Here is a 25,059-nt window from a genome sequence, read left to right as displayed (position 1 = left end):
ATGCTGGACAGACTTCTAGCCCTGCTGGTTCTGGCGATTGTCCTCGGGGTTCCCCTGGGGCTGATCTTTCTGCTCACCGGGCAATTCCTGATGGACTTCGTGTTCTTCTATCCGCTGTTCATGTCGGGGTTGTGGATCGCCGGCGGCCTGTATTTCTGGCTGCATTGGGAGCGGCACTGGCCGTGGCAGGACACTACGTTGCCGCCAGTGCTGGCCGGCGAACCGCTGATCTCGATCCTGATCCCTTGCTACAACGAAGGTGATAACGCGGCCGATACCATCCATGCGGCGCTGGCCCAGCATTACCCGAATATCGAAGTGATCGCGATCAACGACGGCTCCAAAGACAACACCGCCGCGGTGCTCGATGCACTGGCGGTGCAGGATCCGCGCCTGCGGGTGCTGCACCTGGCGGAGAATCAGGGCAAGGCTGTGGCCCTGCGCATGGGCGCCATTGCAGCGCGCAGCGAGTATCTGGTGTGCATCGACGGTGACGCGCTGCTGGCGCCGAACACTGCGGCGTATCTGGTGGCGCCGATGCTCGACAATGCGCGACTCGGTGCCGTCACCGGCAACCCGCGCATCCGCACCCGTTCGACCTTGATCGGCCGCGTGCAGGTCGGCGAGTTTTCGTCGATCATCGGCCTGATCAAGCGTACCCAACGGGTGTTCGGGCGGATCTTTACCGTCTCCGGGGTGATCGTCGCCTTCCGTCGCACGGCGCTGAACCGGGTCGGCTATTGGAGCCCGGACATGATCACCGAAGACATCGACATCAGCTGGAAGCTGCAACTGGATCACTGGAGCATCTTCTACGAGCCCCGCGCGTTGTGCTGGATCCTCATGCCGGAAACCCTCGGTGGCCTGTGGAAACAGCGTCTGCGCTGGGCCCAGGGCGGCGCCGAGGTGCTGTTCAAAAACATCCGTGGCATCTGGCAATACCGCCATCGTTACCTTTGGCCGCTGCTGTTCGAATACTGCCTGTCCACCGGTTGGGCGTTCACGTTCCTGCTGTCGGTGATTTTCTGGGGTGTCGGCAAATTCATCGAGATGCCGCCCGCCATTGCCGTCGATCACCTGATGCCACCGGCGTTTACCGGGCTGCTGCTGGCAGTGGTCTGCCTGATGCAATTCGCCGTCAGCCTCCTGATCGACCGCCGTTATGAAAAAGGCCTCGGCAGGACCATGTTCTGGGTGGTCTGGTACCCGCTGGTGTTCTGGTTGATCAGCCTGCTGACCACTCTGGTCAGTTTCCCCAAAGTACTGTTCGGCCAACATCAGAAGCGCGCGCGTTGGGTCAGCCCCGACCGGGGCATCAAGCCGCTGAATGACGATGAAGAGGAAGTCATCCAATGAAATCATCAGAACCCGGCAGCGACCCTTTCTGGTCATGATCGATGTTTTTCTCACCGTGCTTGCCTGGATTGGGCTGTTGTATTTACTGGTGCAGGGTTTGTGGCCGTTGATCGATACCCGTGCCGGCCCGCGCATCGATGCATCATTGTTCGACGCCCTCGGCACGTTGCAGATTTACCTGTGGGTGGCGTTGTTGAACGCGATGATACTGATCACCTGGGCGCGTTATCAACAGCGCAAAAGCAAGCGCTTTGCCCAGCGCCGTTTGCCGGCGCCGGTGGTGGATGATCAGGGGCTCAGCAAAAGCTTCAAGCTGACCGGCGACCGATTGGCCAAACTGCGCACGCCAGGCTCGATGACCATTCATAACGATCAGGATGGCGATGTCAGCCACGTCGTTACGCACTTCATCCCGGTTGACCCGGCCCGGCTGTCACCGCCCCTGGCGCCGCTGGAGCCTGCGCTGGTGATCTGCCTGCCAGCCGAGGATGACGACAACCGCGAGCCGCTGAGCCACGTCTGAGCTTGCTATGTTCCTGTTGTGTCATTCACTACATTGCATGGCCGGCTCTATGTAGGAGCTGCCGAAGGCTGCGATCTTTTGATTCTCAGCGGTTTTGAATATACCAAAGATCAAAAGATCGCAGCCTGCGGCAGCTCCTACGGGGGGATGTGGAAGATGTCGGTCAGCCAACGTCCCTGATCAGGCGCCAGGCCTCATCCACCGACAGCGGTTGTTTCATCCGTTCGGCAAGCATTGCCATCGCCCTCTCCTGGTCGCAGGCCACGGCCGCCGCCACCACGCCGTTCTTGCCGAACAGACCAATAAACGGCGGATGGTCAGGGTCGCCCTTGAACTCAACCTCGTCCCACGCCTCGGCATGTCCGAGGTAGTCGTAGTTTTTGCCGAAGTGCCAGGTCCAGAAATACGGTACATCGAGGTAGCGCTCATCGCCGCCGAGCATATTCGCCGCCGCAATTCGCGCCTGTTGCTGGGCCAGGCGCCAGTGCTCGATCCGTTGGGGCTGGCCGTTGAGCGGGAAGGTTGCAATGTCGCCGATAGCCCAGAGGCCGTCGGTCACGCGCATTCCACCATCGACCTTCAATGACTGGTCTTTTTCTTTTGGCAGATCGGCGAACGGGGCCGTTGCCGGAGTGACGCCAATGCCGACCAACACCAGGTCCGCCGGCAAACGCTGCCCGTTGTCCAGCAGCACCGCTTCGACTTTGCCTGTGCCTTCGATCTGCGCAGCCTCGCCATCGGTATGGAATCGCACGCCATTGGCCTCGTGCCGGGCACGAATCGCTTTGCCGACGGCATCGCCGAACTGCGCCTCGAAAGGGATGGCATGGCGGGCCAGGACGGTGACGTCCAGGCCGTATCCACGCAGGGATGAGGCAGACTCCAGAGCAATGAAACTGTCGCCGACAATCACTGCTCGTTGACCCGGTTTGGCGGCTGAAAGAATCCGCTGCGCCTGCGTTTTGGAACGCAATACAAATACCTGCGGCAGATCAGCGCCAGGCAGTGAAAGATGATTGGGGGCGCCGCCGGTGGCGATCACGGCGGCGTCATAGCTCAACGATTGACCATCGGCCAGGCGCAGACTCCGGTTCGCTGCATCCAGTCCCATCACATCGCTGTTTATCTGTTCAATGCGTTGTTCGCGATAAAAACTTTCATCGCGCAGGGGCGGCACTTCGTCGGGCGGCATCTCGCCGGCAATCACGAATTTGCTCAATACCGTGCGGTCATACCCGGCCTCGGGCTCACGGTCGATCAACACCACCCGGCCGCCGAAACCTTTCTCCCGCAGTGCCGCCGCACAGGCTGTACCTGCAGCGCCGGCCCCGATGATCACAAACGTCCGCTTATCGTCCGCCGGTGGGGTGCTGGCGGTGGGCATCGGCTGGTCATCGACCCAGACCTCATCGTCGCGCACTTCAAGCGGGTAACGCCGCAGACTGTCCAGAGACGGCGGCTCGCACAACGCGCCGTCTTCGAGCCGATAGGCTGCCTTGTGCCATGGGCAGATCAGCCGCCCGTGACACAGCGCACCCTCGGCCAGCGGTGCCCCGGCGTGGGGACATTCGCCTTGATAGGCGCGCAATTGATCGCCGGCCCGCAGCAAGACGATTTTCGTGTCCTCGATCCGGACTTCAAGGCCACGGTCTTGGGGCACATCGGCGAAACGGGCAACGCGATGCAGGGCCATGATCGATCTCCTGGCAAGTGTTTCACTTAGGAGTTTGGCGCTTATTCCCAGGTTCAGCCAATTCTGCTGCCAGCGCATGAACGGTCCGGCTATAGTTTGCCAGCCGACCACGGCCTCACCCGCACAGGTGCTCCGGAATGACCCGATTGACCTTTTTGAACCCTTGGCTGGCGGCCGTTGCAGTCGCCCTTTGTGTGCAGTTTCCGGCGCAGGCTCAGGAACGTTTCACCCTCAGCATTCCCGGTGTTTCGGACAATCGTCTATTCACGTCGGTGGCGGCCAGTGATGCCAACGGATGTGGCGGTAAAAACCAGTCACCGGCCTTGAGCTGGAATGCCGGCCCTGCGGGCACCCTCAGCTATGCCATCGTCATGCACGACCCGGATGGCCAGAAAGGCTTGGGCGTCGATCACTGGATTCACTACGGCATCAAGGCCACGACACGTCAGATCCCGGCCGGTGTGGGGGCCAAATCCGCCCTTGAAGGCGTAAGTGGCAGCAACAGCAATGGCACTACCGGTTACATCGGCCCTTGCCCGCCCGTTGGCGACGGCTCCCATCACTACCTCATTCAGCTCTACGCCCTGGACCTGGCGCCAGACGCCTTGCCTGCCGGCCTGACCCGCGCGCAGCTGATGGAACAAATCAAAGGCCATGTGCTGAAAAACAGCAGCGTGGTGCGGCGTTATCACCGCTGAAAATTTTTTCCGGCGATTAACCCGAACCTGACGGGCTGTCCGTCTCAGAGGATGAATGAGTCAATTTCCTCCTGAGGTCAGCCCCATGTCCCTCCCTCTGCATTACCTCCGCCCGGCCGCCCAGGGTTTCGCCGCCGGATTGTTGCTGGCCGTTGCCGGTTGCGGCGCTTCATCCACGCCAGACGCTGAGACGAACAGCCCGGCAACGGTTGCGCCTTCGGCTCAAGGTCCGCTGAAAACCGAAGCGTTGGTGCGTAGCGAGGTCATGGCGGACACCGCGCTGGCCAAGCGCAGCGCACGACCGGCATCGTCGGTCGCGTTCGCGCCTGTGCCGGCCGGTGAGACTTATCCACAGGGCTATCGGGACGAGCAGCGGGAGCAATATCAGGCGTTGGCCGATAACCCGATTCACAGCGTGACCGAAGCACCGGTGTCGACCTTCAGTGCCGATGTCGACACCGGCGCTTACGCCAATGTCCGGCGCTTGCTCAATCAGGGGCGCTTGCCTCCCGAAGGGGCGGTGCGGCTGGAAGAAATGGTCAATTATTTCCCCTACAACTACGCCTTGCCCACCGATGGCTCGCCGTTCGGCGTGACCACCGAGCTGGCGCCGTCGCCGTGGAACCCGCATACCCGCTTATTGCGCATCGGCATCAAGGCATCCGATCGCGCAGTGGCGGAACTCGCCCCGGCGAACCTGGTGTTTCTGGTGGATGTGTCCGGCTCCATGGACCGTCGCGAAGGCTTGCCGCTGGTCAAAAGCACCCTGAAATTGCTGATCGATCAACTGCGCGAGCAGGACCGGGTTTCGCTGGTGGTGTATGCCGGAGAATCTCGCGTGGTGCTGGAGCCGACATCCGGACGGGATAAAGCGAAAATTCGTACTGCCATCGATCAATTGACCGCAGGCGGCTCGACCGCCGGCGCGTCGGGCATCGAACTGGCGTATCAAATGGCGCAACAGGCCTTCATCCCCAAAGGCATCAACCGCATCCTGCTGGCCACCGACGGTGACTTCAACGTCGGCATCAGCGACTTCGACAGCCTCAAGCAAATGGCTGTGGATAAACGTAAGACTGGCGTGTCTCTGACCACCCTGGGTTTTGGTGTGGATAACTACAATGAGCACCTGATGGAACAACTGGCCGACGCAGGCGACGGCAACTACGCCTACATCGACAACCTGCGCGAGGCGCGCAAAGTGCTGGTCGATCAGCTCGGCTCGACCCTGGCGGTGGTGGCGAAAAACGTGAAGCTGCAGGTGGAGTTCAACCCGGCGCAGGTCAGCGAATATCGGCTGCTGGGTTATGAGAATCGCGCCTTGAAGCGTGAGGATTTCAGCAACGACAAAGTCGACGCCGGAGAAATTGGTGCAGGACATACGGTGACCGCGCTGTATGAAATTGTCCCCAAGGGCGAGAAGGGCTGGCTGGAGCCATTGCGCTATGGCAATCCTGGGGCCGATGTTTCCGCAAAAACCGGAGAATTGGCGATGCTGCGAGTGCGTTATCAGTTGCCGGAAGGGGGGAACAGTCGCTTGATCGAGCGGCCAATCCTGAAAGGTGAGGCCGGCAAACTCTCCGTCGCCAGCGACGATCTGCGCTTTGCCGCCGCCGTCGCGGCCTTTTCCCAGCAGCTCAAGGACGGGCGCTACACCGGCGATTTCAGCCTGAAGGACACCGAAGCCCTGGCCCGTGGTGCCCGGGGTGACGATCAATTCGGCCTGCGCGCGGAGTTCGTGCAATTGGTGGAATTGGCGCAGAGCCTGCGAGCCTCGATGGCCTCGAATCAACCATCCAACGACAACCGGATCGAGTGAGAGAGGCCAGCACTGACATGTCCGATCCTGCAATCAGCTCCGCCGCCGGCAGCGATGAATCGCTGCTGGCGCGCTACCGCTCGGGCGACGGGCCGGCGTTCGAAGTTTTGTACGCCCGCCATCGCCAGGGTCTTTATCGATTCCTCCTCGGCCTCAGCGGCAAGCCCGAACTGGCCGAAGAGGTGTATCAGGAAACCTGGCTGAGCCTGATCCGCAGCACCAGTCAGCCACAAGGCCGAGCGAATTTTCGTACCTGGCTCTACCAGATTGCCCGCAACCGACTGATCGATCACTGGCGCAAGCACGGCATTCACAACCCGTTGCACGACAGCTATGACGAACAAGCTCACGCCATGATTGATGACGCAGCCGACCCCGAACAACTGCTAAGCCTGAGCCGCGACGGTCAACGCCTCGAAGCCGCCCTGCAAACCCTGCCCGCCGACCAGCGCGAAGTGTTCCTGCTGCGCGCCCACGGCGATCTTGACCTGCCGCAGATCGCCACCCTCACCGAAACCCCGCTGGAAACCGTAAAAAGCCGCTTGCGCTACGCCCAGCAAAAACTGCGTCGGCTGCTGGCCGAGGAGGTACTGACATGACTGACGCCCGACAAACACCGCCATCGCCGGACGATGAAGTGCTCAAGCATTTTCGCGATCACAGCAGCGGCGAACCACCGGCGCATCTCGACGCCTTCATCCTCGCAACAGCCCAACGCGAAGCCCCCGCGCCGAAGCCGAACCTGTGGCAGCGCTGGCTCCGCGCTTGCCAACAACCCCGTTGGCAGGTTGCGTTCGCCAGCCTCGTCGGCGTTGCGCTGATGCTGGCGTTGGTGCAGCGCCCGTCGGAACAACTGCCGAGTTATGACTTCGCACCTGCGCCCAAAGCCTCCGCACCGCTCTCCAAACAGGAAGCGGCTGAAGTGCATGAACCTGCTGCACCGGCCGGAGCAATGTCCGCCCCGGCACCGGCTGCGCCCATGGCGGAGTTTTCTGCACCGCTGCAGCGCGAATCGATCAACAGCGAAATGGCTGACGAAACCAAACTCAGCAAACGCGCCGCCGCGCCGGCCAAGTCACTGGATGATCAATTACGTGAAGTGATACGCCTGCAAGAAGCCGGTCAAAGCGAAGCGGCCGAGGCGCTGCTGACGACATTGCACAAGCGCTTCCCCAAGGAAAACCTCACGGCCCGACTCAAGGATTTGCAGAAGAAATGAAGTGAACAGCGATCGGCAAATTTGGCATCGACACCCGAAAGCGCGCACTATCGGCCCATAGTCGATGCGTTGGAGGATGCCGTGGCACAAAAAATCGACCGCATCGCCCAAATGCTCAACTGCCCGGTGAAGGGTGAGGAACTGCGGCGAGCAGTGACTGAGAGTCGCAAGGAGTTTCTTCTGGCGAAGCAGGCAGAAGATGATCTTGAGGAAGACGTTCTTGATGATGAAGTGTTTGAGGATGAAGAGGATGATGATTACGACGAGTTTGACTGGACGACAGAATGAAAAAACCGCTTCGGCGGTTTTTTGTCATTGATAAATGCTGTTTGACCTTGAGTCCATCTAGGCGTGTTTTACGCAACAGGTGTAGGGGAAGGTAGCAGCAGCTCCGCTGACTACCCAAGAAACCGCCCAAGAAACTACCCCAAGAACTACCCAGAAAATGTTGTGGGGTAAGGCGATGAGCATCGGCAGCGACTGGTTCATCCGCCACCTTTCACCGACCACACCCGGACAAAGAAGCAAAGCCCTACCAGGTTCGTGATGCTCGGGCTTTCCTAGAACAAGCAGGAGTCACCCCATGAGCGTAATGAATTACAAAGGCTATGCCGCCCGAATTGAATACAGCGAGGAAGATGGTCTGTTTGTCGGCCATATCGCTGGTATTAGAGATGTCGTTGGGTTTCACGGCGAGTCGGTACAGGAGCTTCGAAATGCATTCGAAGAGGCCGTCACTGATTATCTGGATACTTGCGCCAAGCTCAGACGTGCGCCGCAGAAGCCCTATTCTGGCCATCTCAGTCTGCGTTTAGCGCCGGCACTCCACGCAACTGTCGCCGTAAAAGCGCAGCTAGCCCACAAGAGTATCAATCAGTGGGTAGCGGACGTTCTTGATCGTGAAGTGCATGCCTGACTGTAAGCGTCCGCCTAACACATCTTGTGCGTGACGGACGCTCACCTGTGCGGGGAAAGAGCGGCACCGTCAACAATGCACAAAAGGCAGCTGCCAGCCACACCACGCCCCAGGAGAAATGAGTCATGAGGGCGGACGCAGCGATGGGCGTCGCGAACAGCACGACAAAGACGCAGGTGTTGCCCATGGCCAAGGCTGTGCCAGCCCGATTGGCCCCTGCCAGTGTGGCAAGTTCTGTGTAGGCAACGCCGTGCCAGGCGGACACGCTGATCCCGGCAATGACCATCACACCAATGATCAGGGCGCTGACCAGCGGGGTTTCGCTCATGCCGTAGAAGCTGGTTGCCGAAACTGTAACGCCCAGCACTAGAAAGGTCACCGCACTCAACCAGGCACAGGCTTTAAGGTAACTGCGCCGGTTTTTGTTTTTATCGGTCCAGCGCCCGCTCCAGATTCTGCTGACGATCGCACCCATTTGTATGACCGCCAACGTAGCGGAAACCAGCGTGATATTGATGTTGCCAAAGTCATGAAAAAACACGGCTGCATAAGTGAGAATGGCAAATTGCGGTGCGCAGAGCAGGCCGATGGCCAATACGATTCGCCAGACCCTCGAGTCTTTCAAAGGGCTATTGCTAGCCTCCAGGTTCTGCTTTTTCGCAGCATTGCTGGAGAAATCAGGCTCATACAGCCAGAACCACGCAAACAGGCCTGCGATGAGGCAGAACAGGGCTGAGGCGGTGAAGACTTCGACAAATCCGTACGAGTGAGCGAGATAGGGCAGCATCACCGCCCCCAAGGCATAACCCCCTGGCACAGCCGTTTGCCGAATACTCATGGCCAACCCTCGCTCGCCCTCTTTGAACCAGGCCATGATCGCTCGACCACTGGCGCCGTTGACACTGCTTCCAAGCAAGCCCACCACGAACAGGCCTACCGCCAGCAAGACCACCGTGGGTGCGGAGAAGGCAAGCATCGCCAGTACCAGCAAGGCGATCCCGGAGGTGAGAAGCCCCGTCAGCAAAACAGGACGATCCCCCCAACGATCGGTCAGTAGCCCCCAAGGGATCTCGCTAACGGCGATGCCCAAACCTAGAACTCCCAAAACAAGCCCCAACTCGGAGTTATCAAGTTGATACGTTGCTCTCATATAGACAGCTGTCGCGGGTAGTCCCCCCACTACACTGGAAAAGCTTGCATTGGCCGCAACGCCGACGCCAAGCACTTTCCAGCGGTGACCGTTATCTACAGGCATAAGAATCCCACCAGTTCAATAGTTGTGGGTTAAAAGACTCGCATGAGAGTATCGTCTCGAATATCAAATTATTTTGCGTGTTCGTCCCGAAAAACAGGATTGTCATGAGACCGGTAAATTTCGATTTAGATGTCATGCGCAGTTTCGTCACCGGGGTCGAATTGGGCAGCTTTGCCAAGGCGGCGCAAAAGCTCGCTCGTTCGACGTCAGCCATCAGCGCCCAATTGAAGAAGCTGGAAGCCCAGGCGGGCTCGCCGTTGTTCAAAAAAGCAGGTCGCAAGCTGGCCCTGACGGACACCGGAGAGGTGCTGCTCAATTATTCCCGACGGCTTTTAAGTCTGAACGATGAGACGATCACGGCTGTTTCCGAGCTCAAGCTCAAGGGGTGGGTACGTCTTGGGCTTCAGGAGGACCTGAGCAGCTTCTTGCCAACCGTGCTCGGTCGGTTCGCCAGGGCCCATCCGGATGTTCGAGTCGAGGCCCGGATTGCGCGCAATGCTGATCTGCTGAGCCGGATCGAAAATGGCTCGCTCGACCTCGCGGTGGTGTGGGGGGACGTCAATAGAGCCGGGTATCAGGAGAGGGTGGCGGAACTGCCCATGCAGTGGATAGGCTCTTCTCACCAGTACCTTGACTGGCGTATCGAATCAGGAACGCCGTTGCCCATTATCGCGTTCGACGCGCCCTGTCCGTTCCATTCGATGGCCACTGAAGCGCTGACTCGCGAAGGGATTCCCTGGTTGCTGTCGTTCACCAGCTCCTGCCTCAACGGCTTGTCGGCGGCGACCGAGGCGGGCTTGGGTTACACGATCAGAACGGCCTTGGGTTTGCAGCCTGGCACCGAGCTCTTGATCGCCGACGAACGAGGGTTGCCACCGTTACCTTCTATAGCCCTGACCCTGCATAGGCGAGAGGCTAATCCTGATCCGTTGACTGAGCGATTGTCGAGTATTGTCATACAGGCTATTCGAAGTGAAATTTTCTATTGAGTGACAGTTCGAAAAGAAGGCTTTCCAGGTAAGGTCTCCTTTGATTTTGCCGGGCACAAAAAAGCCCCAGACCCTACGGCCTGAGGCTTTCTCACTTCTACATATGGTGCACCAGGCGGGATTCGAACCCACGACCCCTGCCTTCGGAGGGCAGTACTCTATCCAGCTGAGCTACTGGTGCGATGCGGGCGCCATGATACTCATATGCGCTGCGGGCGTCCATGCCGCTGAATAGCCTGCGTTTTTCTAAAGCGTAACCTGCGTTTGCTACGCTGATCAGAAAAAATAGGCAAATGCGGCGTTTTCGTTCTTTTTTTCGAACAGCCTATTGTCCTTTACCCCCTTTGATCCTAGGATTCGTTTGAGATTTCAAACGCTCTTGTCTGGGTGCTGAACCGCACGAGTTCGATTTGTGCGCTATTTATGTGCTTCAGCCCGGTGAATGATTTCCCTGACGGCAGCCTATAAGGCGCCTTTCTACAATCATAATTCGCTCCGCCTCGCGCGGTGCTGTTAAGGAAAGCCGACATGCAGCTTAAAGACACCCAGTTGTTCCGCCAGCAAGCCTTTATCGATGGCGCTTGGGTTGATGCGGACAACGGTCAGACGATCAAGGTCAATAACCCGGCAACGGGCGAAATTCTGGGCACTGTGCCGAAAATGGGCGCTGCCGAAACCCGCCGTGCGATCGAAGCCGCTGATAAAGCGCTGCCGGCCTGGCGTAGCCTGACCGCCAAGGAGCGGGCGAACAAGTTGCGTCGCTGGTTCGAGCTGATCATCGAGAATCAGGACGACCTGGCGCGTCTGATGACCCTGGAGCAGGGCAAGCCATTGGCTGAAGCCAAGGGCGAGATCGTTTACGCCGCTTCCTTTATCGAGTGGTTTGCCGAAGAGGCAAAGCGCGTTTACGGTGATGTGATTCCGGGCCACCAGCCAGACAAGCGCCTGATCGTGATCAAGCAGCCGATCGGCGTGACCGCTGCGATTACTCCGTGGAACTTCCCGGCCGCAATGATCACCCGTAAAGCCGGCCCGGCCCTGGCCGCTGGTTGCACCATGGTGCTCAAGCCGGCTTCGCAAACCCCGTTCTCGGCGTTCGCCCTGGCTGAGCTGGCTCAGCGTGCCGGTATTCCGAACGGCGTGTTCAGTGTGGTGACCGGCAGCGCTGGCGATATCGGCAGCGAGCTGACCGGCAACCCGATCGTGCGCAAACTGTCCTTCACCGGCTCGACCGAAATCGGTCGTCAGTTGATGACCGAATGCGCCAAGGACATCAAGAAAGTGTCGCTGGAGCTGGGCGGTAACGCGCCGTTCATCGTGTTCGACGACGCGGACCTGGATAAGGCCGTCGAAGGCGCGATCATTTCCAAGTACCGCAACAACGGCCAGACCTGCGTCTGCGCCAACCGCCTGTACATTCAGGATTCGGTCTACGACGCGTTCGCCGAAAAACTGAAAGTGGCCGTGGCCAAACTCAAGATCGGTAACGGTCTGGAAGACGGCACCACCACTGGCCCGCTTATCGACGAGAAAGCCGTGGCCAAGGTGCAAGAGCACATCGCTGACGCCGTCGGCAAAGGCGCCACCGTGCTGGCGGGCGGCAAGAGCATGCAAGGCAACTTCTTCGAGCCGACCATTCTGACCAACGTGCCGAACAACGCGGCCGTGGCCAAGGAAGAAACCTTTGGTCCATTGGCGCCTCTGTTCCGCTTCAAAGATGAAGCTGACGTGATCGCGATGTCCAACGACACCGAGTTCGGTCTGGCCTCGTACTTCTATGCGCGCGACCTGGGCCGTGTGTTCCGTGTGGCTGAAGCCCTGGAATACGGCATGGTTGGCGTCAACACCGGGTTGATCTCCAACGAAGTCGCACCGTTCGGCGGCATCAAGGCGTCGGGCCTGGGCCGTGAAGGCTCCAAGTACGGCATCGAAGATTACCTGGAAATCAAATACCTCTGCCTGGGCATCTAAGGCAATGCTTCAAGCGCAAAGGGCACGAGAGCGCTGTCCCTTTGCGACGCTTCAAACGGAATTTTCTCTGTGGCCGGGAACGCTGTGGCAGTCGATCATCGCATGCTGCCGTAGTTGCTTCCCCGCCACTTAATCCTTGAACCACGCCGACCGATGAGCGGCGAATGAGGAATGTATGAGCAAGACTAATGCTGAGTTGATGGCCCGCCGCACCGCCGCTGTACCGCGCGGTGTTGGCCAGATTCACCCGATCTTCGCCGACCACGCGAAGAACGCCACCGTGACCGACGTTGAAGGTCGCGAGTTCATCGACTTCGCCGGCGGTATCGCCGTGCTGAACACCGGTCACGTGCACCCGAAAATCATCGCCGCCGTGACCGAACAGCTGAACAAGCTGACCCATACCTGCTTCCAGGTACTGGCCTACGAGCCGTACGTGGAAGTGTGCGAAAAAATCAACGCCAAGGTGCCGGGTGATTTCGCCAAGAAAACCCTGCTGGTGACCACCGGCTCCGAAGCTGTGGAAAACTCGATCAAGATCGCCCGCGCCGCCACTGGCCGTGCCGGTGTGATCGCGTTCACCGGCGCTTACCACGGTCGCACCATGATGACCCTGGGCCTGACCGGTAAAGTCGTGCCTTACTCGGCCGGCATGGGCCTGATGCCAGGCGGCATCTTCCGCGCGCTGTACCCGAATGAACTGCACGGCGTGAGCATCGACGATTCGATCGCCAGCATCGAACGCATCTTCAAGAACGACGCCGAGCCGCGTGACATCGCTGCGATCATCATCGAGCCGGTTCAGGGCGAAGGTGGTTTCTATGTTGCGCCTAAAGAGTTCATGAAGCGTCTGCGCGCTTTGTGCGACCAGCACGGCATTCTGTTGATCGCTGACGAAGTTCAAACGGGCGCTGGCCGTACCGGCACCTTCTTCGCCATGGAGCAGATGGGCGTTGCCGCCGACCTGACCACCTTCGCCAAATCCATCGCCGGCGGCTTCCCGCTGGCCGGTGTGTGCGGCAAGGCCGAATACATGGACGCTATCGCCCCAGGCGGCTTGGGCGGTACTTATGCCGGTAGCCCGATCGCTTGCGCCGCGGCCCTGGCCGTGATGGAAGTGTTCGAAGAAGAGCACCTGCTGGATCGCTGCAAAGCGGTCGGCGAGCGTCTGGTGACGGGCCTCAAAGCTATCCAGGCCAAGTACCCGGTGATCGGCGAAGTACGTGCCTTGGGCGCGATGATCGCAGTCGAGCTGTTCGAAAACGGCGACACGCACAAGCCGAACCCGACTGCCGTAGCAGCCGTTGTGGCCAAGGCGCGTGACAAGGGCTTGATCCTGCTGTCGTGTGGCACCTACGGCAACGTTTTGCGGGTACTGGTACCGTTGACCTCGCCGGACGAGCAACTGGACAAAGGTCTGGCAATCATCGAAGAGTGCTTCGCCGAGCTCTGATTGATTTGTGACCTGATCGACAAAAAACCCGCTTCGGCGGGTTTTTTTGTACCCGCGTGAAAAGATCGAAGGCAATTGAGCTGTATCGAATGGCCATCATTGTCTAAGGTGCAAGCATTGCCGTTGGAGTGTGCGATGACTGCTGTGGTGTTACCCGCTGTGCCGCGTGTGCTGATTGCCGAGGCCGATCCCTGGTCCCGCGACTTGCTCAAGCAGGTGTTATTGAATGTGCGTTGCGACGCGCGGCTGGACCTGTGTGCTGATGGCCAGGAGACCCTGCAGCTGTTGGCGGAAAATCCTTACGACCTGGTGATCGTCGACTGGGAATTGCCTGGCGTCGATGGCCTGAACGTCTTGCGCAATGTCCGGCAGCGCAAGCGTAATCCGCCGCTGCCCTTCATTCTGATGAGCAGCCGCAACGACAGCGCCAGCGTGCGCGAAGTCTTGCCTCTGGCGCCAACGGCGTACCTGACCAAACCCTTGAACATCGAAACCCTGACCCAGCGCTTGCAGGATTTGCTGCTGAACGCCGGCGAAGAGGTGTCCTGCGAGGCGCCGTCATTGGCGCCAGGCATGACCTTGTCGGTGTACCTGGAGCGACGTCGCGAGCTGGCGGAGGGTGCGCCATTGATGACCGATGTGCAGGTGGCGATCAACCGCAGCCTCAATCCCGATGGCCTCGACCTGACACGGCTGGAAGACAAAATCCGCACGGACCCGCAAATTACCGCTGTCCTGATCGCCGCCGCCAACAGCGCAGCCCAGCATCATGGCGTCGCTGTGCAAACCCTGGCCCAGGCGCTGCAACGCTTGGGCACCGGGCAAAGCATGAACCTGATTCTGGGGCTCGCTCTCAAACGCAGTGCCCGGCTCAGCGATCCGCAGCTGGCGGACTATGCCGAGCGTTATTGGGAGTTGTCGCTGCACACCGCCGAATACGCCCGGACACTGGCGCGTTTGCTGGATCTGGATCAGGCGCGCTGTTATTGCGCAGGCATGCTGCATTGCCTCGGCGACCTGGCGTTGCTGCGTTGTTTGCAGGAGTGGAAGCAGGCCGGCGGTGAGCTGGATGAATGGCAGGAAGTCGGCGATGCTTTGGCCGAATTCGGCGCGGCCTATGGTTCGGCGCTACGGACCCGCTGGCGCCTGCCCTTGGAGCTGCGGGAGCTGATTGCGGCGGTTTACCAGTTCGGTGGCGGGGTTTACTCCCGCGAAGCGCTGGTGATGAACATGGCCGCACAACTGGCGCGCCTGACTGAGCATGAGGGCGTCGAGGCACTGGCCAGGAGCCGCACAGCGCGGTTGCTCAAGATCGGATTGCCGGAACTGATGCGTTTGCGCAAAAAATAACTTTTATGCAATACCTGTGGGAGCGGGCTTGCCCGCGATGAGGGTCTGGCATTCAGCATTGATGTGGCTGATAGTCCGCCATCGCGGGCAAGCCCGCTCCCACAAGTTTTGCGTTGAATTTCAATTCGAGCTCAGCCAGAAATGATGCGGTTCTTGCCCTGGCGCTTGGCCTGGTACATCGCCGCATCGGCGCGGGCGAACAGACTGTCGATGCTTTCATCCTCGTATGTCAGGCTGCTCAGGCCCTGGCTGACGGTGATGCCAAAGGTCTGATCATCATGGCTGAAGCTTAACCGCTGAATTTCCCGTTGCAGGCGTTCCGCTACTTGCATCGCCATGTCCGGTGCACAGCCGGGAAACACGGCTGCGAATTCTTCGCCGCCGATCCGTCCGAACAGATCACCACGCCGCAGGGCCGCGCGACCGCTCTCGGCGATGCGTTGCAGCACTTTATCGCCCTCCTGATGACCGTGGGTGTCATTGATTACTTTGAAGTCATCGATGTCCAGCAGCAGGAACGCCAACGGCGCGCCGTTCAGTCGCGCCTGCTCGAATTCGCGATGGGCGCATTCGAAAAAGTGTCGGCGATTGCTGCTTTGGGTCAACACATCGGTGCTGGCCAGGTGTTGCAGCTCGGCTTGCATCTGCTTTTTTTCGGTGATGTCTTCGGCAATGCCAACGATGATCAGCGGTTGACCCGGCTCGGCCTGACGGTTGATGAAACACTTGTCGCTGAGCCAGCGGACCTGGCCATCGGCAGCGACGATGCGGTACTCGCGATCTTCAACGGCGCCTTTGACCAGCACTTGTGCCAGGCTGCGTTCGGCATAGTCCAGATCGTCGGGATAGATGCTGTCGCGCCACTGGTTGCAGTCGGACAGCAACAGACCGGCGGGGCGGCCGAAAATCCGTTCATAGGCCGGGCTGACGTAGAGTACCTGGCGGGTTTCCCAGTTGTATGCCCAAAGCACGGCATTGACGCTGACCAGCAGCGAGCTGAACAGCTGTTCGCGTTCGCTCAGGCGCGCCACTTCGCCTTGGGCATGCATCAGCGCCATCAGGGTTTGCGCGGCTTCTGGCCACTGTGGAAGGGATGTGTCTTGTAGGTTTTTATGGACCATCGGCACAAATCTCAAAGGGCATGCCGCTATGTCGACAGCGGCCAAAAAACAGAGCCCGCCTGGACGGCGAAGTGTCTTTGAGATAGGGGATTTGGAGCGAAGTTCCCGCTTTTTGCGGGTAGGGGGGCTGGGGGCCGCTGGGCGGTACTGGTAACGCGTTTTCTTAATTAAAACGGGTTGTGAGGTTTTGCGACTGCTACGCAGTCGAACGGGGGCAAGCCCCCTCGCCACAGGCACGCCTTACCCACAGGCGAGCCCCTTATACAGGGGCAAGCCGTCATCAGAGGGTCAGGCGTTGGCAGGGCGCAGGGAGTAGGTTTTCAACTGGTCGGCGAAGTCACGCAGGGATTGAATCCCGCTGGCCTCGGCCTCGTGTACCCAATCCTTGATGGCGGCCAGCATGTCGTGACCATTTGAGCTGGTCTTGACCCAGATCTGCTGCAAGGCCAGGCGTTTCTCGTAAATTACCTTCAGTGCCTGGCTGTGCTCGAGCATGGTCTGGATGCGCATATGGTGCTTGTCGTCCAGCAGACTGGTTTCCCGCGAGAGCAAACGCTTGGCCCGGTGGAACTGGTGACGGACCGAGTGATCGACCTTTTCCAGCTCTTGCTTGACCAGCGGCGCGATCACCAGCTTGCGATACTGGGCCATGATCTGGAAGCGGTTGTTGAGGATCGCCATGGCGGTGTCCATGTCCAGGTTGCCTTTGCCTTCAACACGGTGGGCGATCGGCGCAACCCGCTGGACCTTGGCCAGACGCAGAAAGCTGAAGACCTGGATCCAGGCCCAGCCGAGATCGAATTCCCATTTTTTAACCGACAGTTTGGCGGAGTTGGGGTAAGTGTGATGGTTGTTATGCAGTTCTTCGCCGCCGATCAGGATGCCCCACGGCACCAGGTTGGTCGCGGCATCGCGGCATTCGAAGTTGCGGTAGCCGATGGCATGGCCCAGGCCATTGACCACGCCGGCGGCCCACACCGGGATCCACATCATCTGGATGGCCCAGATGGTGATGCCGATGGTGCCGAACAGCAGCAGGTCGATGACGCCCATGATCGCCACGCCCAGCAGCGGAAAACGGCTGTAGAGGTTGCGTTCAATCCAGTCTTCGGGGCAGTTCTTGCCGTAGATGCGCAGGGTCTCGGGGTTTTCCGCTTCGGCGCGGTACAGCTCGGCGCCTTTGCGCAGAACGGTGGACAGCCCCTTGATGACCGGGCTGTGCGGGTCATCGACGGTTTCGCATTTGGCATGGTGTTTACGGTGGATAGCTGTCCACTCGCGAGTGTTCTGCGCCGTGGTCAACCACAGCCAGAAGCGGAAGAAATGTTTCAGGCCGGCATTGAGCTCAAGCGAGCGATGGGCTGAATAGCGATGCAGATAAACCGTGACACCGACGATCGTCACGTGGGTCATCAGTAGGGTGACTGCCACCAGTGACCAGGGCGATAAGCCAAGAAAACCTTCGTACCACATAGCCTATAGGACCCTCGATAAAGAAAAAAACAGCCGTTGCATTATCACTTAGCCCACAGATAAAACCAGTCGCCCTTTCAGATAAGAGTGGCTGGATGTGTCTTTAATCTATAATTCCAGCCTTTTTACAGGGACATGGACGCTCTAATGTCAGCCACTTATCGCGATGCTTTGCGTGCAGCGCTGCTCTATCTGGTGCTTTCCGCCGCCTGGCTCCAGTTGAGTGGTCATTTATTGAACAGGTTCTTCGATGATCCCGCCGATCTGCTGCGCTGGCAGCTGATCAACGGCTATGCCTGGGTCGTGTTCAGTGCCGGTCTGATCTTTATTGCGCGGGCACGATTGTTTCGCTGCCTGGGCATCGGCGCCAAATTACGCGAGCGTAATGCCGACCGGGAACGTTTGCGTCAGGCGGCAGCGGTGTTCGATTGCACCCGTGAAGGGGTGCTGGTCACAGATAGCAAAGGATTGATCGTCCATGTGAACCGGGCATTCATGGAAATCACTGGCTATCAGCGTGAAGAAGTGCTGGGGCAGCGACCGAACATGTTCAAGTCGGGCCATCACCCGGAAGATTTTTACCAGACGATGTTCGCGACGCTCAACGGCGTCGGCGAATGGAGCGGGGAAATCTGGAATCGACGTAAAAGCGGCGAGATCTACCCACAATGGCAGACAATCCGCCTTATTCGCGACGAACAGGGGCAGCTCAGCCAGTACGTCGCAGTGTTTTCCGACATCAGCGCAATCAAAAACTCCGAACATGAGCTGATGCACCTGGCCCATCACGATCCGCTGACCGATCTGCCCAATCGCCTGCTGCTCACCGACCGTGCCGGGCAGGCCGTGGCTTCGGCGCAGGTCCATAAGCGTGGTTGTGCATTGCTGATGATCGACCTCGATCATTTCAAGTTGATCAATGACAGTCTCGGTCACAATGTGGGTGATCAGTTGCTCAAGGCCATATCCGAGCGCCTGAACAGCTTATTCGACCCGGGCATCACGCTGGCACGGCTCAGTGGTGACGAATTTGCCGTATTGGCTGAAGACTGCCCGCAACCGGGGCACGCTGCGGCATTGGCCCAGCGGGTCATCGATGGCCTTAAAGAGCCGTTCCAGATCGACGGGCATTCATTGTTCATCAACGCCAGCATTGGCATCAGTCTGTTCCCCAGTGATGCCTTGAGCGCCGAGCAGCTATTGCGCAACGCCGATTCGGCGCTGTTCAAAACCAAAAGCGCTGGCCGCGACGGCTATGCCCTCTACACCGAAGAGTTGACGGCGCATGCCCAGCAGCGCGTCGAGATCGCGTTCCAATTGCGCCGAGCGCTGGAACTGCAGCAATTGCGGGTGTATTACCAGCCTGTGCATGACCTCAAAACCCGTCGCCTGATCGGGGTCGAGGCGCTGGTGCGCTGGGAGCATCCGCAACGTGGCCTGGTGTCGCCGGCTGAATTCATCCCCATCGCCGAGCGCACCGGGCTGATTGCCGAGATCGATGCCTGGATCATGCGCCAGGCCTGTCAGCAGATGTGCCAGTGGCAAGCGGCGGGCATCGTGCTGTCGTTTGTCGCGGTGAATGTTTCTTCTCGCCTGTTCGCCCGCCGTGAGTTGTATCAGCAGGTGGCTCAGGTGCTTCACGACACGGGTCTGGATCCAGCGTATCTGGAGCTGGAAGTCACCGAAAGCGCAGTAATGGAAGACCCGGAAGTGGCGCTGGAACAAATGCATCGCTTGCGCGAACTGGGCGTGCGACTGGCCATTGATGATTTCGGTACGGGCTATTCCTCGTTGCTGCGGCTCAAGCGATTACCGGTGCAAAAGCTCAAGATCGATCAGGGATTTGTCGCCGGGTTGCCAGGTGATGAGGATGACGTGGCAATTGTGCGGGTGATTATTGCGCTGGCGCAGAGCATGGGGCTGCAAGTGCATGCCGAAGGGATCGAGCAGGTCGAGCAGGCGAGTTTTCTGCTCGAACACAACTGCGATCTGGGGCAAGGGTACTGGTTCGGGCGGCCAGTGCCGGCGGCATCATTGGATTGGGCCCGGGCGCCAGAGATGGGATGAGCGCCGGATCTGCTTTTTGTGGCGAGGGGGCTTGCCCCCGTTGGGTCGCGTAGCGGCCCCAAATTTTTGCGTCTGCTGCGCAGCCGAACGGGGGCAAGCCCCCTCGCCACAGGGTTTTGTGCGTCGTCCCCCGCAATCCTGCATCACCAATAATTAACTTTGGTTATATAAAAATTCTTAAATAGTCTTTTTAAGAATATCTGCGCCTATCTACTATTGCTCTCACGCCGTAAGCAGTGCCGCTACTGCCAGGCACATCTCATCAAGGAGCAACACCATGAGCGCATCCCTACGTAGTGTTGACGGGCAGGACGAAGCCACCATTTTGCGAGAGATCCAGAGCGCTTTGCGCGATCTGCGCTTTGGTGCGGTGGAGATCACCGTGCACAACGCCCAGGTGGTTCAGATTGAGCGCAAGGAGAAATTTCGTTTGCAGAATCCGGGCAACAAGCCGAGCTGAAGCGAAGATCAAAAGATCGCAGCCTGCGGCAGCTCCTGCGCGCCTGTGGGCGCCGCCGAAAGCTGCGATCTTTGAACAGGCAACCCGATTCCAGAAATCCATAAGAAAAGCCAACACACCAAGAATTCCAGGAGCTTTCACCATGTCGTCGATTCGTCATTTTGCTTTGGCCGCTCTGGCCAGTGCCCTTTTTGCCGGTTCCGCGGTTGCCAAGGATTACGAGTTGCTCAACGTGTCGTACGACCCGACCCGTGAGCTGTACCAGGAGTACAACGCCGAGTTCATCAACTTCTGGAAAAAAGACCACGCGGGCGACAACGTGAAAATTCAGCAGTCCCACGGTGGTTCGGGCAAGCAGGCCCGGGCGGTGATCGACGGTCTGCGGGCCGACGTAGTGACCCTGGCCCTGGCCGGTGACATCGACGAAATCGCCAAGCTCGGCAAAAGCCTGCCGGCCGACTGGCAGAAGCGCCATCCGGAGGCGAGCACGCCTTACACCTCGACCATCGTGTTCCTGGTGCGCAAAGGCAACCCGAAAGGCATCAAGGACTGGGGCGACCTGACCAAAAACGGTGTGGAAGTCATCACCCCGAACCCGAAAACCTCCGGCGGCGCACGCTGGAACTTCCTTGCAGCCTGGGCCTACGGTTTGAAAGCCAACGGCGGTAACGAAGCCAAGGCCAAAGAGTACGTGCAGACGCTGTTCAAACACGTGCCTGTGCTGGACACCGGCGCTCGCGGCTCGACCATCACCTTCGTCAACAACGGTCAGGGCGACGTGTTGCTGGCGTGGGAAAACGAAGCCTTCCTGGCCTTGAAAGAAGATGGCGGCGCTGACAAATTCGACATCGTCGTGCCTTCGCTGTCGATCCTGGCCGAACCACCGGTGGCCGTGGTCGACAAGAACGCCGAGAAAAAAGGCAACACCGAGATCGCCGAAGCGTACCTCAAACACCTGTACAGCCCGGCCGGCCAGGAAATCGCAGCGAAAAACTTCTATCGTCCACGTGACAAGGAGGTGGCCGCCAAGTACGCCAAACAGTTCCCGACACTGGAGCTGGTGACCATCGACAAGGATTTCGGCGGCTGGAAAACCGCACAACCGAAATTCTTCAATGACGGTGGCGTGTTCGACCAGATTTATCAGGCGCAGTAACTTGAGATGGAGTAGTCAATGGACCTGATTCCAGGCAGTTAAGGTGCTTGCTCACGATGACGGCGGTACATTCAGCATAAATGTTGGCTGACCCGCCGCTATCGCGAGCGGGCTCGCTCCCACAAGGGCTGCGGTGTCCAAATCCTTAACTGGCTGGCATTGGCTAACGGGCCCCGATTTCACCGTCGGGGCTTAGCGCGTTTTCAACCAAGGACTTTTATGTCACGTCGTATCTCCCCCGTCATACCCGGCTTCGGGCTGACGCTGGGCTACACCTTGGTGTACCTCAGCCTGATTGTGCTCATTCCACTGGCGGCGATGTTCGTGCATGCCGCTCAACTGACCTGGGACCAGTTCTGGGCGATCATCTCGGCGCCACGGGTGCTGGCGGCGCTGAAGCTGAGCTTCGGCACCGCGCTCTGTGCCGCGATCATCAACGGCATCATTGGCACGCTGCTGGCCTGGGTGCTGGTGCGCTACACCTTCCCCGGACGCAAAGTCATCGACGCGATGATCGACTTGCCCTTTGCTTTGCCCACGGCGGTGGCCGGTATCGCGCTGACCGCGCTGTACACCCCCACCGGCCTGGTGGGTCAGTTCGCGGCGGACTTGGGTTTCAAGATCGCCTATACCCCCCTCGGCATCACCTTGGCGCTGACGTTTGTGACGCTTCCATTCGTGGTACGTACGGTACAGCCCGTACTGGCCGATATTCCCCGTGAAGTGGAGGAAGCGGCGGCTTGCCTGGGGGCGAAACCGTTGCAGGTTTTCCGGCATATTCTGATGCCCGCGCTGCTGCCAGCCTGGCTGACCGGTTTTGCCTTGGCCTTTGCCCGCGGGGTCGGCGAGTATGGTTCAGTGATTTTCATCGCCGGCAACATGCCGATGAAAACCGAAATTCTGCCACTGCTGATCATGGTCAAGCTCGACCAGTACGATTACACCGGCGCCACCTCCATTGGTGTACTGATGCTGGTGGTTTCCTTTGTCCTGTTGCTGCTGATCAATTTGCTGCAGCGGCGCATCGAAACCCCATAAGGAGGCGCAAAAATGTCCCAATCGTCTATCGCAGCAGCCTCCTCGAACGCCGCCCGCCGTGGCAGTGCCACCTCGCGGCGAGTCTTGATCGGCCTCGGCTGGCTGATCTTCGCGCTGTTTCTGTTATTGCCGTTGTTCATCGTGGTGTCCCAAGGCCTGAAGCTGGGCCTGGGTGCGTTCTTCACCGCGATCTTCGAGCCGGACGCCTTGTCGGCGTTGAAACTTACCGTGATTGCGGTGCTGATCTCGGTGCCGCTGAACCTGGTGTTCGGTGTCAGCGCGGCATGGTGCGTGAGTAAATATTCGTTCCGCGGCAAGAGCATGCTGGTGACGCTGATCGATTTGCCGTTCTCGGTGTCGCCGGTGATTGCCGGTCTGGTCTATGTATTGATGTTCGGCGCCCAGGGCCTGTTCGGCCCGTGGTTGCAAGACCACGACATCCAGATCGTGTTCGCCTTGCCGGGCATCGTGCTGGCGACGATTTTCGTCACCGTGCCGTTCGTGGCCCGTGAGCTGATCCCGCTGATGCAGGAACAAGGCACCCAGGAAGAAGAGGCTGCGCGCCTGCTTGGCGCCAATGGCTGGCAGATGTTCTGGCACGTCACCGTGCCCAATATCAAATGGGGCCTGATCTATGGCGTGGTGCTGTGCACAGCCCGGGCCATGGGTGAGTTCGGTGCGGTGTCGGTGGTTTCCGGGCACATTCGCGGGGTGACCAACACCCTGCCGCTGCACGTCGAGATCCTCTACAACGAATACAACCACGTGGCGGCGTTCGCCGTGGCGAGCCTGTTGCTGATCCTGGCGCTCTTGATCCTGCTGCTCAAGCAGTGGAGCGAAAACCGTATCAACCGCCTGCGCGCCAGCGCCGCGGAGGAATAAGTCATGTCGATCGAAGTGCGTAACGTCAGCAAAAACTTCCACGCGTTCAAGGCGCTGGACAACATCAGCCTGGACATTCAAAGCGGCGAGCTGGTGGCGCTGCTCGGCCCGTCCGGCTGCGGCAAGACCACGTTGCTGCGAATCATTGCCGGCCTGGAAACCCCGGATCAGGGCAACATCGTGTTCCACGGTGAAGACGTCTCCGGTCACGATGTGCGCGATCGCAACGTCGGTTTTGTGTTCCAGCATTACGCCTTGTTCCGCCACATGACGGTGTTCGATAACGTTGCGTTCGGCCTGCGCATGAAGCCGAAAAACCAGCGTCCGAATGAGAGCCAGATCGCGGCTAAAGTCCACGAGCTGCTGAACATGGTGCAACTGGATTGGTTGGCCGATCGCTACCCGGAACAACTCTCCGGTGGCCAGCGCCAGCGCATTGCATTGGCCCGCGCCTTGGCGGTCGAGCCGAAAGTCTTGCTGCTCGACGAACCCTTCGGCGCCCTCGACGCCAAGGTCCGTAAAGAGCTGCGTCGCTGGCTTGCACGGCTGCACGAAGACATCAACCTGACCTCGGTGTTCGTGACCCACGACCAGGAAGAAGCGATGGAAGTCGCCGACCGGATCGTGGTGATGAACAAGGGCGTGATCGAGCAGATCGGCTCACCGGGCGATGTTTACGAAAACCCGGCCAGCGATTTCGTTTATCACTTCCTTGGCGACTCGAACCGTCTGCATTTGGGCGAAGACCGGCACGTGCTGTTCCGCCCTCATGAAGTGTCGCTGTCGCGGCATGAACTGGAAGATCACCACGCGGCGCAAGTGCGGGATATACGTCCGCTGGGCGCAACCACGCGGGTGACGTTGAAGGTCGAAGGCCAGAGCGAGCTGATCGAAGCTGAAGTGGTGAAAGACCACGACAGCCTGGTCGGATTGGCCAAGGGCGAGACGCTGTTCTTCAAGCCGAAGGTCTGGCAGAAAGTCGCCAACATTTAAGGGCAAAAGCATCGCGGGCAAGCCCGCTCCCACAGGGGATTTGTGAACGACACAGCTCACTGTGGGAGCGGGCTTGCCCGCGATGGCGTCCTACGCCGCCGCATCTTTCTGACGCAAACGCACACCACCCACTCGCGCCTCGATCTGCTCTTTCAGTTCACGCCGCATCCCGAGCAAAAACGCCAACTCAACCACCACAAACAACGGCCCGACAATCAGCCCCGTCACGTCATCGACAAACGCCGGTTTGCGTCCCTCGTAATAATGACCGACAAACTGAATGGCCCACCCCAACACAAACATCCCGATGCCGCTGGCGAGCCAGACCAGCGTACTTTGCTGCGCAAGAACCTGACCCGCCCAAATGCACAGACCGAGCAGCACGGTCATCAATACCCCAAGACGGACCTCCAGGCGCAGGTAAAACCACGCCGATGCCATCGCCACCAGCATTGCCGGCGATACCCAGCCTGCGCCCCATTGTGGCCGAGACAGCAAGACCGCAACCGCCACTACAATCAGCGGGATACCGATAAAGTGGCTGGCAATATTGCGCGGGTCACGATGGTAGGCGGCGTATTGACTGAGATGATCAACGAGGCTTTTCATTGTTATTCCTCCTGTAGG

General features: G+C 59.2%; 23 protein-coding genes, 1 tRNA gene and 1 pseudogene. 19 read left to right on the top strand and 6 right to left on the bottom strand.

Features of this window, described 5'->3' with window-relative positions; all coding sequences use genetic code 11:
* Window positions 1-1,356 carry a poly-beta-1,6-N-acetyl-D-glucosamine synthase gene (pgaC, locus tag BZL43_RS18155; RefSeq protein WP_095633579.1) on the top strand — a complete coding sequence of 452 codons (1,356 nt, stop codon included), beginning with the start codon at window positions 1-3 and terminating at the stop codon, window positions 1,354-1,356.
* On the top strand, window positions 1,334-1,879 hold the full coding sequence (gene pgaD / locus BZL43_RS18150; protein WP_095633578.1) for a poly-beta-1,6-N-acetyl-D-glucosamine biosynthesis protein PgaD: 546 nt from the start codon (window positions 1,334-1,336) through the stop codon (window positions 1,877-1,879). The genes pgaC and pgaD overlap by 23 nt, the downstream gene beginning before the upstream one ends.
* 163 nt (window positions 1,880-2,042) lie before the next feature.
* Here pgaD and BZL43_RS18145 read toward each other — a convergent pair whose 3' ends face one another.
* Window positions 2,043-3,572: an apoptosis inducing factor family protein gene (locus BZL43_RS18145; protein ID WP_095633577.1), complete on the bottom strand. Its 1,530-nt coding sequence runs from the start codon at window positions 3,570-3,572 to the stop codon at window positions 2,043-2,045.
* A 137-nt stretch (window positions 3,573-3,709) separates the two neighbouring features.
* On the opposite strand from BZL43_RS18145, the gene BZL43_RS18140 reads away from it, so the two are divergent.
* The 7 genes and pseudogenes from BZL43_RS18140 to BZL43_RS18110 all read left to right on the top strand — a co-directional run bounded on the left by BZL43_RS18140 (window position 3,710) and on the right by BZL43_RS18110 (window position 8,224).
* Entirely contained in the window at window positions 3,710-4,270 is a 561-nt protein-coding gene (locus tag BZL43_RS18140; protein WP_095633576.1) for a YbhB/YbcL family Raf kinase inhibitor-like protein, read from the top strand.
* Window positions 4,271-4,355: 85 nt separating this feature from the next.
* Window positions 4,356-6,089: a VWA domain-containing protein gene (locus tag BZL43_RS18135; protein WP_095633575.1), complete on the top strand. Its 1,734-nt coding sequence runs from the start codon at window positions 4,356-4,358 to the stop codon at window positions 6,087-6,089.
* Between the two features lie 17 nt (window positions 6,090-6,106).
* Complete coding sequence (locus BZL43_RS18130; protein ID WP_095633574.1) at window positions 6,107-6,688, top strand: RNA polymerase sigma factor; 582 nt, start codon at window positions 6,107-6,109, stop codon at window positions 6,686-6,688.
* Window positions 6,685-7,308 carry a hypothetical protein gene (locus BZL43_RS18125; RefSeq protein WP_095633573.1) on the top strand — a complete coding sequence of 208 codons (624 nt, stop codon included), beginning with the start codon at window positions 6,685-6,687 and terminating at the stop codon, window positions 7,306-7,308. Before BZL43_RS18130 ends, BZL43_RS18125 begins: the two co-directional genes overlap by 4 nt.
* A 21-nt stretch (window positions 7,309-7,329) precedes the next feature.
* Entirely contained in the window at window positions 7,330-7,596 is a 267-nt protein-coding gene (locus tag BZL43_RS18120; RefSeq protein WP_221217253.1) for a hypothetical protein, read from the top strand.
* A 194-nt stretch (window positions 7,597-7,790) separates the two neighbouring features.
* Window positions 7,791-7,895: pseudogene (locus BZL43_RS28595) on the top strand (type II toxin-antitoxin system HicA family toxin); the annotation flags it as partial.
* Window positions 7,892-8,224: a type II toxin-antitoxin system HicB family antitoxin gene (locus BZL43_RS18110; protein ID WP_095633571.1), complete on the top strand. Its 333-nt coding sequence runs from the start codon at window positions 7,892-7,894 to the stop codon at window positions 8,222-8,224. The pseudogene BZL43_RS28595 and the gene BZL43_RS18110, both read left to right, overlap by 4 nt.
* On the opposite strand, the gene BZL43_RS18105 is transcribed toward BZL43_RS18110, so the two are convergent.
* Window positions 8,178-9,479: an MFS transporter gene (locus BZL43_RS18105; RefSeq protein WP_256582874.1), complete on the bottom strand. Its 1,302-nt coding sequence runs from the start codon at window positions 9,477-9,479 to the stop codon at window positions 8,178-8,180. The genes BZL43_RS18110 and BZL43_RS18105 overlap by 47 nt on opposite strands.
* Before the next feature lie 104 nt (window positions 9,480-9,583).
* On the opposite strand from BZL43_RS18105, the gene BZL43_RS18100 reads away from it, so the two are divergent.
* A complete protein-coding gene (locus tag BZL43_RS18100; protein WP_095633570.1) occupies window positions 9,584-10,468 on the top strand; it encodes a LysR substrate-binding domain-containing protein in 885 nt (294 codons plus the stop codon).
* A 104-nt stretch (window positions 10,469-10,572) separates the two neighbouring features.
* Here BZL43_RS18100 and BZL43_RS18095 read toward each other — a convergent pair.
* A tRNA-Arg gene (locus BZL43_RS18095) sits at window positions 10,573-10,649 on the bottom strand.
* A 347-nt stretch (window positions 10,650-10,996) separates the two neighbouring features.
* On the opposite strand from BZL43_RS18095, the gene gabD reads away from it, so the two are divergent.
* From gabD to BZL43_RS18080, 3 genes are all read left to right on the top strand, one after another.
* Window positions 10,997-12,439 carry an NADP-dependent succinate-semialdehyde dehydrogenase gene (gabD, locus tag BZL43_RS18090; protein ID WP_018929370.1) on the top strand — a complete coding sequence of 481 codons (1,443 nt, stop codon included), beginning with the start codon at window positions 10,997-10,999 and terminating at the stop codon, window positions 12,437-12,439.
* A gap of 175 nt (window positions 12,440-12,614) precedes the next feature.
* On the top strand, window positions 12,615-13,892 hold the full coding sequence (gene gabT, locus BZL43_RS18085; protein ID WP_095633569.1) for a 4-aminobutyrate--2-oxoglutarate transaminase: 1,278 nt from the start codon (window positions 12,615-12,617) through the stop codon (window positions 13,890-13,892).
* A 135-nt stretch (window positions 13,893-14,027) separates the two neighbouring features.
* The gene (locus BZL43_RS18080) at window positions 14,028-15,242 is read left to right on the top strand and encodes a response regulator (RefSeq protein WP_095633568.1); all 1,215 of its coding nucleotides are present in this window, start codon (window positions 14,028-14,030) and stop codon (window positions 15,240-15,242) included.
* Window positions 15,243-15,373: 131 nt separating this feature from the next.
* Here the strand turns inward: BZL43_RS18080 and BZL43_RS18075 are convergent, their stop codons facing one another.
* Both BZL43_RS18075 and desA read right to left on the bottom strand, forming a co-directional pair.
* Complete coding sequence (locus BZL43_RS18075; RefSeq protein ID WP_095633567.1) at window positions 15,374-16,363, bottom strand: sensor domain-containing diguanylate cyclase; 990 nt, start codon at window positions 16,361-16,363, stop codon at window positions 15,374-15,376.
* A gap of 288 nt (window positions 16,364-16,651) precedes the next feature.
* Window positions 16,652-17,836: a delta-9 fatty acid desaturase DesA gene (gene desA / locus BZL43_RS18070; protein WP_095633566.1), complete on the bottom strand. Its 1,185-nt coding sequence runs from the start codon at window positions 17,834-17,836 to the stop codon at window positions 16,652-16,654.
* Window positions 17,837-17,983: 147 nt separating this feature from the next.
* On the opposite strand from desA, the gene dibA reads away from it, so the two are divergent.
* The 6 genes from dibA to BZL43_RS18035 all read left to right on the top strand — a co-directional run bounded on the left by dibA (window position 17,984) and on the right by BZL43_RS18035 (window position 24,432).
* A complete protein-coding gene (gene dibA / locus BZL43_RS18065; protein WP_095633565.1) occupies window positions 17,984-19,903 on the top strand; it encodes a phosphodiesterase DibA in 1,920 nt (639 codons plus the stop codon).
* A gap of 277 nt (window positions 19,904-20,180) precedes the next feature.
* On the top strand, window positions 20,181-20,363 hold the full coding sequence (gene oscA / locus BZL43_RS18055; RefSeq protein WP_007941032.1) for a sulfur starvation response protein OscA: 183 nt from the start codon (window positions 20,181-20,183) through the stop codon (window positions 20,361-20,363).
* Between the two features lie 142 nt (window positions 20,364-20,505).
* Window positions 20,506-21,519, top strand: coding sequence for a sulfate ABC transporter substrate-binding protein (locus BZL43_RS18050; RefSeq protein WP_095633564.1), 1,014 nt, complete (start codon window positions 20,506-20,508; stop codon window positions 21,517-21,519).
* 219 nt (window positions 21,520-21,738) lie between these two features.
* The gene (gene cysT, locus BZL43_RS18045) at window positions 21,739-22,557 is read left to right on the top strand and encodes a sulfate ABC transporter permease subunit CysT (protein ID WP_095633563.1); all 819 of its coding nucleotides are present in this window, start codon (window positions 21,739-21,741) and stop codon (window positions 22,555-22,557) included.
* A 12-nt stretch (window positions 22,558-22,569) separates the two neighbouring features.
* A complete protein-coding gene (gene cysW / locus BZL43_RS18040) occupies window positions 22,570-23,439 on the top strand; it encodes a sulfate ABC transporter permease subunit CysW (RefSeq protein ID WP_095633562.1) in 870 nt (289 codons plus the stop codon).
* 3 nt (window positions 23,440-23,442) lie between these two features.
* Window positions 23,443-24,432 carry a sulfate/molybdate ABC transporter ATP-binding protein gene (locus BZL43_RS18035; protein WP_095633561.1) on the top strand — a complete coding sequence of 330 codons (990 nt, stop codon included), beginning with the start codon at window positions 23,443-23,445 and terminating at the stop codon, window positions 24,430-24,432.
* A 90-nt stretch (window positions 24,433-24,522) separates the two neighbouring features.
* Here the strand turns inward: BZL43_RS18035 and BZL43_RS18030 are convergent, their stop codons facing one another.
* Window positions 24,523-25,041, bottom strand: a complete 519-nt coding sequence (locus BZL43_RS18030; RefSeq protein ID WP_095633560.1) for a DUF962 domain-containing protein — start codon at window positions 25,039-25,041, stop codon at window positions 24,523-24,525.
* Between the last annotated feature and the right edge of the window lie 18 nt (window positions 25,042-25,059).

Origin of the sequence: Pseudomonas sp. PICF141 (assembly GCF_002286815.1) — a bacterium.
In the GTDB taxonomy this organism is placed as follows: Bacteria; Pseudomonadota; Gammaproteobacteria; order Pseudomonadales; family Pseudomonadaceae; genus Aquipseudomonas.
This window is presented reverse-complemented; position numbering and strand designations above follow the sequence as displayed.

What these genes read in the sequence shown, in the direction of transcription:
- pgaC (WP_095633579.1), top strand. Translation starts at nt 1, where the DNA reads ATGCTGGACAGACTTCTAGCCCTGCTGGTTCTGGCGATTGTCCTCGGG.
- pgaD (WP_095633578.1), top strand. Translation starts at nt 1,334, where the DNA reads ATGAAGAGGAAGTCATCCAATGAAATCATCAGAACCCGGCAGCGACCC.
- BZL43_RS18145 (WP_095633577.1), bottom strand. Translation starts at nt 3,572, where the DNA reads ATGGCCCTGCATCGCGTTGCCCGTTTCGCCGATGTGCCCCAAGACCGT.
- BZL43_RS18140 (WP_095633576.1), top strand. Translation starts at nt 3,710, where the DNA reads ATGACCCGATTGACCTTTTTGAACCCTTGGCTGGCGGCCGTTGCAGTC.
- BZL43_RS18135 (WP_095633575.1), top strand. Translation starts at nt 4,356, where the DNA reads ATGTCCCTCCCTCTGCATTACCTCCGCCCGGCCGCCCAGGGTTTCGCC.
- BZL43_RS18130 (WP_095633574.1), top strand. Translation starts at nt 6,107, where the DNA reads ATGTCCGATCCTGCAATCAGCTCCGCCGCCGGCAGCGATGAATCGCTG.
- BZL43_RS18125 (WP_095633573.1), top strand. Translation starts at nt 6,685, where the DNA reads ATGACTGACGCCCGACAAACACCGCCATCGCCGGACGATGAAGTGCTC.
- BZL43_RS18110 (WP_095633571.1), top strand. Translation starts at nt 7,892, where the DNA reads ATGAGCGTAATGAATTACAAAGGCTATGCCGCCCGAATTGAATACAGC.
- BZL43_RS18105 (WP_256582874.1), bottom strand. Translation starts at nt 9,479, where the DNA reads ATGCCTGTAGATAACGGTCACCGCTGGAAAGTGCTTGGCGTCGGCGTT.
- BZL43_RS18100 (WP_095633570.1), top strand. Translation starts at nt 9,584, where the DNA reads ATGAGACCGGTAAATTTCGATTTAGATGTCATGCGCAGTTTCGTCACC.
- gabD (WP_018929370.1), top strand. Translation starts at nt 10,997, where the DNA reads ATGCAGCTTAAAGACACCCAGTTGTTCCGCCAGCAAGCCTTTATCGAT.
- gabT (WP_095633569.1), top strand. Translation starts at nt 12,615, where the DNA reads ATGAGCAAGACTAATGCTGAGTTGATGGCCCGCCGCACCGCCGCTGTA.
- BZL43_RS18080 (WP_095633568.1), top strand. Translation starts at nt 14,028, where the DNA reads ATGACTGCTGTGGTGTTACCCGCTGTGCCGCGTGTGCTGATTGCCGAG.
- BZL43_RS18075 (WP_095633567.1), bottom strand. Translation starts at nt 16,363, where the DNA reads ATGGTCCATAAAAACCTACAAGACACATCCCTTCCACAGTGGCCAGAA.
- desA (WP_095633566.1), bottom strand. Translation starts at nt 17,836, where the DNA reads ATGTGGTACGAAGGTTTTCTTGGCTTATCGCCCTGGTCACTGGTGGCA.
- dibA (WP_095633565.1), top strand. Translation starts at nt 17,984, where the DNA reads ATGTCAGCCACTTATCGCGATGCTTTGCGTGCAGCGCTGCTCTATCTG.
- oscA (WP_007941032.1), top strand. Translation starts at nt 20,181, where the DNA reads ATGAGCGCATCCCTACGTAGTGTTGACGGGCAGGACGAAGCCACCATT.
- BZL43_RS18050 (WP_095633564.1), top strand. Translation starts at nt 20,506, where the DNA reads ATGTCGTCGATTCGTCATTTTGCTTTGGCCGCTCTGGCCAGTGCCCTT.
- cysT (WP_095633563.1), top strand. Translation starts at nt 21,739, where the DNA reads ATGTCACGTCGTATCTCCCCCGTCATACCCGGCTTCGGGCTGACGCTG.
- cysW (WP_095633562.1), top strand. Translation starts at nt 22,570, where the DNA reads ATGTCCCAATCGTCTATCGCAGCAGCCTCCTCGAACGCCGCCCGCCGT.
- BZL43_RS18035 (WP_095633561.1), top strand. Translation starts at nt 23,443, where the DNA reads ATGTCGATCGAAGTGCGTAACGTCAGCAAAAACTTCCACGCGTTCAAG.
- BZL43_RS18030 (WP_095633560.1), bottom strand. Translation starts at nt 25,041, where the DNA reads ATGAAAAGCCTCGTTGATCATCTCAGTCAATACGCCGCCTACCATCGT.